The 10,151-nt window shown below is 64.6% G+C and carries 4 protein-coding genes; all 4 read left to right on the top strand.

What is annotated here, in order from left to right:
* The first annotated feature begins 57 nt into the window (after window positions 1-57).
* Window positions 58-714, top strand: a complete 657-nt coding sequence (locus A5766_RS18335; protein ID WP_064905838.1) for a hypothetical protein — start codon at window positions 58-60, stop codon at window positions 712-714.
* A complete protein-coding gene (locus A5766_RS18330; protein WP_064905834.1) occupies window positions 714-1,826 on the top strand; it encodes a hypothetical protein in 1,113 nt (370 codons plus the stop codon). The genes A5766_RS18335 and A5766_RS18330 overlap by 1 nt, the downstream gene beginning before the upstream one ends.
* 596 nt (window positions 1,827-2,422) lie before the next feature.
* A complete protein-coding gene (gene rpoB / locus A5766_RS18325) occupies window positions 2,423-5,920 on the top strand; it encodes a DNA-directed RNA polymerase subunit beta (RefSeq protein ID WP_064905894.1) in 3,498 nt (1,165 codons plus the stop codon).
* 79 nt (window positions 5,921-5,999) lie between these two features.
* Window positions 6,000-9,956 (top strand): DNA-directed RNA polymerase subunit beta', encoded by a 3,957-nt coding sequence (locus tag A5766_RS18320; RefSeq protein ID WP_049698696.1) that lies wholly within the window; start codon window positions 6,000-6,002, stop codon window positions 9,954-9,956.
* Window positions 9,957-10,151 lie beyond the last annotated feature (195 nt).

The raw sequence follows: 10,151 nt of genomic DNA, 5'->3' as shown, positions 1-10,151 counted from the left end.
CGATGTGCGTCGATCGAATTGGCTCTCTCTCAGGTGTGCTCGATACAGTGACGCGCGATGACCACCATGACTGATCCGACAAAGGCGTCGGAGCCGACGAATGCCAACGACAGCACGTGGCGTAGTCACCCGCTCGTCGGTGTGCTCGCAATCGTCGCGGTGCTTGTCGCCGCAGCGTGCGTTGCCTTCTTCGGCTACCGCGCCTACGAGGTGTACTTCGTCGAGAAGCCGATCCAGACCGCGCGCGATGAGGCGGTGTCGGGTGCCGAGCAGGCGATCATCAACGTCACGACCGTCGACCCCAAGAACACCGCCGACTGGAAGCGTCGCGTCGACAGCTCGTTGACCGGCAAGGCCAAGGAGCAGATCACGGCGCAGGACGTGACGACGCTCAATCAGCAGATCACGCAGGCCGGGCCACAGGCTGCGACGCTGACGTCGCGGCTCAAGCGCTCAGCTCCGACCGAGGTCAATGCCGACGCAGGCACTGCCAAGGTGCTGATCTACGTCGACGCCACGGGCAAGCGCGAGAACGAGGCGGGCGTCACCCAGACGATGGGCTTCTCGGTCAGCATGACCAAGACGGACGGCACCTGGAAGGCGTCTAACATCTCCCCGCTCGATGGGATCAGCGTCGACGACCCGGGACAGTCCGGCTCTGGGAGTCAGCAGTCCGGCCAGCAACCCAGTCAGCAACAGGGAGGGGGGAACTGATGGTACGTCCACCGCGCAAGTCGGGTAACGGCCCGTCCCGTCGACCCTCCGCCTACCGGCCGCGCGTCGCAGGCCGTGGCCGTACCTCGGCCACCGGCGAGCCGCAGACGCCCGAAACGACCGAGAGCCCTGAGGCCACGGAGAGCCCTGCGAACGCGGGGACTCCTGAGGCCACAGAAAGCTCGCCGGTCAAGGACGTTTCCGCCGAGAGTGCCGACAGTAGCGCCGAGAGTGCTGACGGCGCCGGGCGGGGCACCGCTGACGCGGCTGTCACTGCCGACGGTGCCGAGGACAGCCTCGAAGGCACTCAGGACAGCGCCGAGGGGACCGCAGAACCCGTCGCCGAGGCCGCCGACACTGCAGAGCCCGTCGCCGACTCCACCGAGGCCGCCGACTCCACCGAGGCCGCCGACACCACCGCGGGCGGTGGGCTATCGCTCACGAAGTCCGACGGGGGTGCCGCGGAAACCCGGCCGACCGCAAAGACTCGACGTGTCGCACGCGTGTCGACCATCAAACCCAACACCTCGTCGAAGACTTCGACGACAGAGGCGTCGTCGGATCAGGATTCGAAGAAGCGTCGGGTCGGGTCGCCGACATCGCTTCTGAGGCTGAGCCGTCGCACGCTGACGGTCCTCGGAGTCGTCACCGGCGTCCTGGTGATCGCCGCAATCGTGCTGGCGCTGCACCCGGGCGCGACGATCGGCCCCAACAAGGCATTCGTCGACCAGGCCGCCACCACCGAGCTGGTGTCACAGGCACAAACCAAGGTCTGCACGGCCAACTCCGCGAACGGAACGAAGTTCGACGAATGGTCGAACAAGGCGAGAGCCGGCCTGACCGGGGAAGCGCTCGCACAGTTCAACAAGCAGGTCGCGCCGCTCAAACAGGTCATGGAGCAGGCCAAAGCCACCACCGACTGCCAGATCGACGCGATCGGCGTTCGTGAACTCACCGGCAGCGGCGACGATTCACGAGCCGTCATCGTGGTCAACATGGTCCTGTCCGGCACCCAGAACGGCGTACCGACGCAGAGCCTCACCCCGCGCTACCAAGTGAACATGGAGAAGCAGGGCGACTCGTGGCTGATCGCCAAGGTCGCAGATATCTGATTTTTTTGCGCGGCTCGTGGCTGCGCCTCGTGCCCCGTTCTTCCTCCTCATCGCATCGTCGCTTCGCTCCTCGCTCTTCGTCGTGCAGAACGGGGCGGCGCCGCCACGAGCCGACGCTGGCCCATCGTCGCTACGCTCCTCGCGTGAACCGGCGCTGGTCGCTTCACGACGCCCAGGGCAGCCGTGTGGCCAGCGCGTGTTCTACGCGCGACGGGGTGCTGAACTCTTGCCGCAGCGAGCCCGCCAACGCGGCATCACGCAGGTGAGGCGCTAATTTTCTTGCACAAATTGGCGCGTACCGCTTGACGTGGCGGCGTTGGCGGGCCAATCTGTCACCAGCGATTGCAGCGCGGGCAGCCACCAGTGCGAAATCGTTTCCAGACGCTACTTGACAAAGTGCGTCTATTTTCTGCTACAGTTGGACGTTGCGCTGGCTGCCTCCTGTCCATCTGTCGATTCTCCTTCTGGCCACATTCTCCTCTGGTGTGTGCATGGTGATCGCGATCGAAGGTTGTCACCAGCGAACGGCCCACCAAGCCACTTAGCGCTTGTTGCACACACCGCTAGGCAGAACCCTCGTGTTGGAAGGACGCACCTTGGCAGTCGATCGCCAGTCCACCTCAACCACCATCCCGAATGCGCCGCACCGCGCATCGTTCGCGAAAATCAGCGAGCCTCTGGAGGTACCGGGCCTCCTTGATCTACAGCTCGATTCCTTCGAGTGGCTCGTCGGCTCCCCCGAGTGGCGCGCCAAGGCCATCGCCCGTGGCGAAGAGAACCCCGTCGGCGGACTGGAGGACATCCTCCACGAACTGTCGCCGATCGAGGACTTCTCGGGGTCGATGTCGCTTTCCTTCTCCGACCCTCACTTCGACGAGGTCAAGGCCTCCGTCGAGGAGTGCAAAGACAAGGACATGACCTACGCGGCGCCCCTGTTCGTCACCGCGGAATTCATCAACAACAACACCGGTGAGATCAAGTCGCAGACCGTCTTCATGGGCGACTTCCCGATCATGACCGACAAGGGCAGCTTCATCATCAACGGCACCGAGCGTGTCGTCGTCTCGCAGCTCGTCCGCAGCCCCGGCGTCTACTTCGACGCCTCCGTCGACAAGGCCACCGAGAAGACCCTCCACACCGTGAAGGTCATCCCGGGCCGTGGCGCGTGGCTGGAGTTCGACGTCGACAAGCGCGACACCGTCGGTGTGCGCATCGACCGCAAGCGTCGTCAGCCGGTCACCGTGCTGCTGAAGGCTCTCGGCTGGACGAACGAAGAGATCAGCGAGCGCTTCGGGTTCTCCGAGATCATGATGTCGACCCTGGAGAAGGACAACACCGCCAACCAGGACGAGGCGCTGCTCGAGGTCTACCGCAAGCTGCGTCCGGGCGAGCCCCCGACCCGCGAGTCGGCTGAGAACCTCCTCGAGAACCTGTTCTTCAAAGAGAAGCGCTACGACCTCGCACGTGTCGGTCGTTACAAGATCAACAAGAAGCTGGGCCTCACCGACAACCCGATGACGGGCGAGTCGGTCCTGACCCGCGAAGACATCGCCGCGACCGTCGAGTACCTCGTGCGTCTGCACGATTCCGACCCGCACACCGTGTCGCTCGCGAAGGTCGCCGGACCCGACGGCCTCGACGTCCCGATCGAGGTCGACGACATCGACCACTTCGGCAACCGTCGTCTGCGTACCGTCGGCGAGCTCATCCAGAACCAGATTCGCGTCGGCCTCTCGCGTATGGAGCGCGTCGTGCGTGAGCGCATGACGACCCAGGACGTCGAGGCGATCACTCCGCAGACCCTGATCAACATCCGTCCCGTCGTGGCGGCGATCAAGGAGTTCTTCGGAACGTCGCAGCTCTCGCAGTTCATGGATCAGAACAACCCGCTGTCGGGTCTGACGCACAAGCGTCGTCTCTCGGCTCTCGGCCCCGGTGGTCTGAGCCGTGAGCGTGCGGGCCTCGAGGTCCGCGACGTCCACCCGTCGCACTACGGCCGCATGTGTCCGATCGAGACCCCTGAGGGTCCGAACATCGGTCTGATCGGATCGCTCTCGGTGTACGCGCGGGTCAACCCGTTCGGCTTCATCGAGACGCCGTACCGCAAGGTCGTCGACGGTGTCGTCACCGACGACATCCAGTACCTGACCGCGGATGAGGAAGACCGCTTCCTCATCGGCCAGGCGAACACCAACTTCGACCTCAACGGAACCATCACCGACGATCGCGTGCTGGTCCGTAAGAAGGGTTCGGAGGTCGAGTTCGTCGGCGCGACCGAGGTCGAATACCTCGACGTCTCGCCGCGACAGATGGTGTCGGTCGCGACCGCGATGATCCCGTTCCTCGAGCACGACGACGCGAACCGCGCCCTGATGGGTGCGAACATGCAGCGTCAGGCCGTGCCGCTGGTCCGTAACGAGTCGCCGCTGGTCGGCACCGGTATGGAGCTGCGCGCGGCGGTCGATGCCGGCGACGTCATCGTCTCGGGCAAGACCGGTGTGATCGAAGAGGTCTCCGCCGACTACATCACCGTGATGGCAGACGACGGCACCCGCGACACCTACCGGATGCGCAAGTTCGCGCGTTCCAACCACGGCACGTGCGCCAACCAGCGCCCGATCGTCGACGAGGGACAGCGCGTCGAGGCAGGCCAGGTCCTGGCCGACGGTCCGTGTACCGAGAACGGCGAGATGGCACTGGGTAAGAACCTGCTCGTGGCGATCATGCCGTGGGAGGGTCACAACTACGAGGACGCCATCATCCTGAGCCAGCGGCTCGTGGAGGAAGACGTACTCACCTCGATCCACATCGAGGAGCACGAGATCGACGCCCGCGACACCAAGCTCGGTGCCGAGGAGATCACGCGCGACATCCCGAACGTCTCCGATGAGGTCCTCGCCGACCTCGACGAGCGCGGCATCGTGCGTATCGGTGCCGAGGTCCGTGACGGCGACATCCTGGTCGGCAAGGTAACCCCGAAGGGCGAGACCGAGCTGACCCCGGAAGAGCGTCTGCTCCGCGCGATCTTCGGTGAGAAGGCTCGCGAGGTTCGCGACACGTCGCTCAAGGTGCCCCACGGTGAGACCGGCAAGGTCATCGGTGTTCGCGTCTTCAGCCGCGACGACGACGACGATCTCGCTCCCGGTGTCAACGAGCTGGTCCGCGTGTACGTGGCCCAGAAGCGCAAGATCCAGGACGGCGACAAGCTCGCAGGCCGCCACGGCAACAAGGGCGTCATCGGCAAGATCCTCCCGCAGGAGGACATGCCGTTCCTGCCCGACGGCACCCCTGTCGACATCATCCTGAACACCCACGGTGTTCCGCGTCGTATGAACATCGGTCAGATCCTGGAGACCCACCTCGGGTGGATCGCCAAGACCGGCTGGAACATCAACGTCGCGAGTGGTGTGCCCGACTGGGCGTCGAAGCTGCCCGAGGACATGTACTCGGCCGAGCCCGACACCAACACCGCAACCCCGGTGTTCGACGGCGCCCGCGAGGAGGAGCTGACCGGACTGCTGTCCTCGACGCTGCCGAACCGCGACGGTGAGGTCATGGTCAACGGCGACGGCAAGGCGACGCTGTTCGACGGTCGTTCCGGCGAGCCGTTCCCGTACCCGGTGTCTGTCGGCTACATGTACATCATCAAGCTGCACCACCTGGTCGACGACAAGATCCACGCTCGCTCCACCGGTCCGTACTCGATGATCACCCAGCAGCCGCTCGGCGGTAAGGCCCAGTTCGGTGGCCAGCGATTCGGTGAGATGGAGTGTTGGGCCATGCAGGCGTACGGCGCTGCCTACACGCTGCAGGAGCTGCTGACGATCAAGTCCGACGACGTGGTCGGCCGCGTCAAGGTCTACGAGGCCATCGTCAAGGGCGAGAACATCCCCGAGCCGGGCATCCCCGAGTCGTTCAAGGTGCTCCTCAAGGAGCTGCAGTCACTCTGCTTGAACGTCGAGGTGCTGAGCTCCGACGGTGCGGCGATTCAGATGCACGACACCGACGACGAGGATCTCGAGCGCGCAGCCGCGAACCTCGGCATCAACCTGTCGCGCAACGAGTCGGCCACCGTCGACGACCTCGCGAACTGATCTCGCTGCCGCCGGTCACGGAGTTTCCGTGACCGGCGGCCAACGGCCCTTTATTGACAGAGCTCTGGAAAGGTAACAAGTGCTCGACGTCAACTTTTTCGACGAACTGAAAATCGGTCTTGCAACGGCCGACGATATCCACAACTGGTCGTACGGCGAGGTCAAGAAGCCGGAGACCATCAACTACCGCACGCTCAAGCCTGAGAAGGACGGCCTGTTCTGCGAGAAGATCTTCGGACCTACTCGCGACTGGGAGTGCTACTGCGGCAAGTACAAGCGCGTGCGCTTCAAGGGCATCATCTGCGAGCGCTGCGGCGTCGAGGTCACCAAGGCCAAGGTGCGCCGTGAGCGGATGGGCCACATCGAGCTGGCCGCGCCGGTCACCCACATCTGGTACTTCAAGGGTGTACCGAGCCGCCTGGGCTACCTGCTCGACCTCGCGCCGAAGGATCTCGAGAAGATCATCTACTTCGCCGCATACGTCATCACCTCGGTCGACGACGAGCTCCGCCACAACGAGCTCTCGACGCTCGAGGCGGAGATGGAGGTCGAGAAGAAGGCTGTCGCCGATCAGCGCGACGCCGACCTCAACGAGCGTCAGCAGAAGCTCGAGGCCGACCTCGCCGAGCTCGAGGCCGAGGGTGCCAAGGCCGACGTGCGCCGCAAGGTGCGCGACGGTGGCGACCGCGAGATGAAGCGGATGCGCGACGCAGCACAGCGTGAGCTCGACGCTCTCGAAGAGCTGTGGGACAAGTTCGTGAAGCTCTCTCCCGGCGATTTGATCATCGACGAGAAGCTCTACCACCAGCTGCAGGACCGCTACGGCGAGTACTTCACCGGTGCCATGGGCGCCGAGGCGATCAAGAAGCTCCTCGAGACCTTCGACATCGACGCCGAGGCCGAGTCGCTGCGCGAGACCATCCGCAGCGGTAAGGGCCAGAAGAAGCTGCGCGCGCTCAAGCGACTCAAGGTCGTCGCGGCGTTCCAGCAGTCGGGCAACTCGCCGCTGGGCATGGTTCTCGACGCCGTGCCGGTGATCCCGCCGGAGCTGCGTCCGATGGTGCAGCTCGACGGTGGCCGCTTCGCGACCTCCGACCTCAACGATCTGTACCGCCGCGTCATCAACCGCAACAACCGCCTCAAGCGACTGATCGACCTCGGCGCCCCCGAGATCATCGTCAACAACGAGAAGCGGATGCTGCAGGAGTCGGTTGACGCCCTGTTCGACAACGGCCGCCGCGGCCGTCCGGTCACCGGACCGGGCAACCGTCCGCTCAAGTCGCTGTCTGATCTGCTCAAGGGCAAGCAGGGGCGTTTCCGTCAGAACCTGCTCGGTAAGCGCGTCGACTACTCGGGCCGTTCGGTCATCGTCGTCGGCCCGCAGCTCAAGCTGCATCAGTGTGGTCTGCCCAAGCTGATGGCTCTCGAGCTGTTCAAGCCGTTCGTGATGAAGCGCCTCGTCGATTTGAACCAGGCGCAGAACATCAAGAGTGCAAAGCGCATGGTCGAGCGTCAGCGCCCGGCCGTGTGGGACGTCCTCGAAGAGGTCATCGCCGAGCACCCCGTGCTGCTCAACCGTGCTCCGACGCTGCACCGCCTGGGCATCCAGGCGTTCGAGCCGCAGCTCGTCGAGGGCAAGGCCATTCAGCTGCACCCGCTCGTGTGTGAGGCGTTCAACGCCGACTTCGATGGTGACCAGATGGCCGTGCACCTTCCGCTGAGTGCGGAGGCGCAGGCCGAGGCGCGCATCCTGATGTTGTCGTCGAACAACATCCTGTCGCCCGCGTCGGGTCGCCCGCTGGCCATGCCGCGTCTGGACATGGTGACCGGTCTGTACTACCTGACCACCCTCAAGGAGGGCGCGGCAGGCGAGTACACCCCGGCAACCGACGACGACATCGAGCGTGGCGTCTACTCGAGCCCGGCTGAGGCCATCATGGCCGTCGACCGCGGTGCGCTCACCGTGCAGTCGCGCATCAAGGTGCGTCTGACCGATCAGCGTCCGCCTGCCGACATCGAGGCCGAGCAGTTCCCGGATGGCTGGAAGTTCGGTCAGCCGTGGGACGTCGTGACGACGCTGGGGCGCGTGCTCTTCAACGAGCTGCTCCCCGTCGAGTACGCGTATGTCGACGAGCAGATGCCGAAGAAGCGTCAGGCTGCGATCATCAACGATCTCGCAGAGCGCTACCCGATGATCGTTGTCGCGCAGACCGTCGACAAGCTCAAGGACGTCGGCTTCTACTGGGCTACCCGTTCGGGTGTCACCGTGTCGATGGCCGACGTGCTCGTGCCGCCGGCCAAGGCTGAGATCCTCGAGCGGTACGAGGAGCGGGCCGACGGACTGGAGCGCAAGTTCCAGCGTGGTGCCCTCACCCCGGACGAGCGTCGTGACGCTCTGGTCGAGATCTGGAAGCAGGCCACCGAGGAAGTCGGTAAGGCCATGGAGGACTACTACCCCGACGACAACCCGATCACCATGATCCCGAAGTCCGGCGCGACCGGAAATATGACGCAGGTGCGAAACCTGTCGGGCATGAAGGGTCTGGTGACCAACCCGAAGGGTGAGTTCATCCCGCGTCCGATCAAGTCCTCGTTCCGCGAGGGTCTGACCGTCGCCGAGTACTTCATCAACACGCACGGTGCTCGAAAGGGTCTGGCCGACACCGCACTTCGTACGGCCGACTCGGGTTACCTGACCCGTCGTCTGGTCGACGTCAGCCAGGACGTCATCGTCCGCGAGACCGACTGTGGCACCGAGCGCGGCATCAACGTGTTGCTCGGCGAGAAGCAGCCGGATGGTTCGATCATCCGCGACGCGCACGTCGAGACCTCGGCGTACGCCCGCACTCTGGCCGCCGACGCGGTCGACGAGAACGGCAACGTCATCGTCGAACGTGGTCACGACCTCGGCGATCCGGCCATCGAGGCTCTGCTCGCAGCAGGCATCAACCAGGTCAAGGTCCGTTCGGTCCTGACCTGCGCGACCGGCACCGGCGTCTGCGCCATGTGCTACGGCCGTTCGATGGCGACCGGCAAGCTCGTCGACATCGGCGAGGCCGTCGGTATCATCGCCGCACAGTCGATCGGTGAGCCCGGTACCCAGCTGACGATGCGTACGTTCCACCAGGGTGGCGTCGGTGACGACATCACCGGTGGTCTGCCGCGTGTCCAGGAGCTCTTCGAGGCGCGCGTACCCAAGGGTGTCGCACCGATCGCGGAGGTCTCCGGACGGATTCGTCTCGAGGACGACGACCGCTTCTACAAGATCACGATCATCCCCGATGACGGATCGGAAGAGGTTGTCTACGACAAGATCTCGAAGCGTCAGCGTCTGCGTGTCTTCAAGCACGACGACGGCTCCGAGCGTCTTCTCGCCGACGGCGACCACGTCGAGGTGGGCCAGCAGCTCATGGAGGGTTCGGCGAACCCGCACGAGGTGCTGCGCGTGATGGGTCCGCGTCAGGTGCAGGTGCACCTGGTCAACGAGGTCCAGGAGGTCTACCGGAGCCAGGGTGTGTCGATCCACGACAAGCACATCGAGACCATCGTGCGTCAGATGCTGCGTCGCGTGACGATCATCGACTCGGGTTCGACGGAGTTCCTGCCCGGCTCGCTCACCGAGCGTGCCGAGTTCGAGGCCGCGAACCGTCAGGTCGTGTCCGAGGGTGGCGAGCCCGCCGCCGGACGTCCGGTCCTCATGGGTATCACCAAGGCCTCGTTGGCGACCGAGTCCTGGCTGTCGGCGGCGTCGTTCCAGGAGACCACGCGTGTCCTGACCGATGCGGCCATCAACAGCCGCAGCGACAAGCTGATCGGTCTGAAGGAGAATGTGATCATCGGTAAGTTGATCCCGGCTGGTACGGGCATCAACCGGTACCGCAACATCGAGGTCCAGCCGACCGAGGAGGCCCGCGCGGCCGCCTACGCGGTGCCGTCCTACGACGACACCTACTACAGCCCGGACGGCACCTTCGGTGCTCCGGCCGGCGCTGCGGTTCCGCTGGACGACTACGGATTCGGCAGCGACTACCGCTGACGGTTACCCGCTGATCGAGCCAGCCGCTGATCGAGCTTGTCGAGATCACCGCTGATCGAGCTGTAGTTCTCGTTGATCGAGCCTGTCGAGATCACCGAAGCGGCCCCGCACCTTTCCGGGCGGGTTCACATGATCGTCGCAACACTCTCAGGTGAGAGGTTGCGGCGATCATGTCGTTTCAGGAGGACTGTGTTC

The sequence above is a fragment of the Gordonia sp. 852002-51296_SCH5728562-b genome, from assembly GCF_001665475.1.
Taxonomy (GTDB): Bacteria; Actinomycetota; Actinomycetes; order Mycobacteriales; family Mycobacteriaceae; genus Gordonia; species Gordonia sputi.
Note: the sequence above shows the minus strand (reverse complement) of the source record. Positions and strands in the feature narration are given on the sequence as shown.

Coding starts and splice junctions, on each gene's coding strand:
- A5766_RS18335 (WP_064905838.1), top strand. CDS start 58: ATGACCACCATGACTGATCCGACAAAGGCGTCGGAGCCGACGAATGCC.
- A5766_RS18330 (WP_064905834.1), top strand. CDS start 714: ATGGTACGTCCACCGCGCAAGTCGGGTAACGGCCCGTCCCGTCGACCC.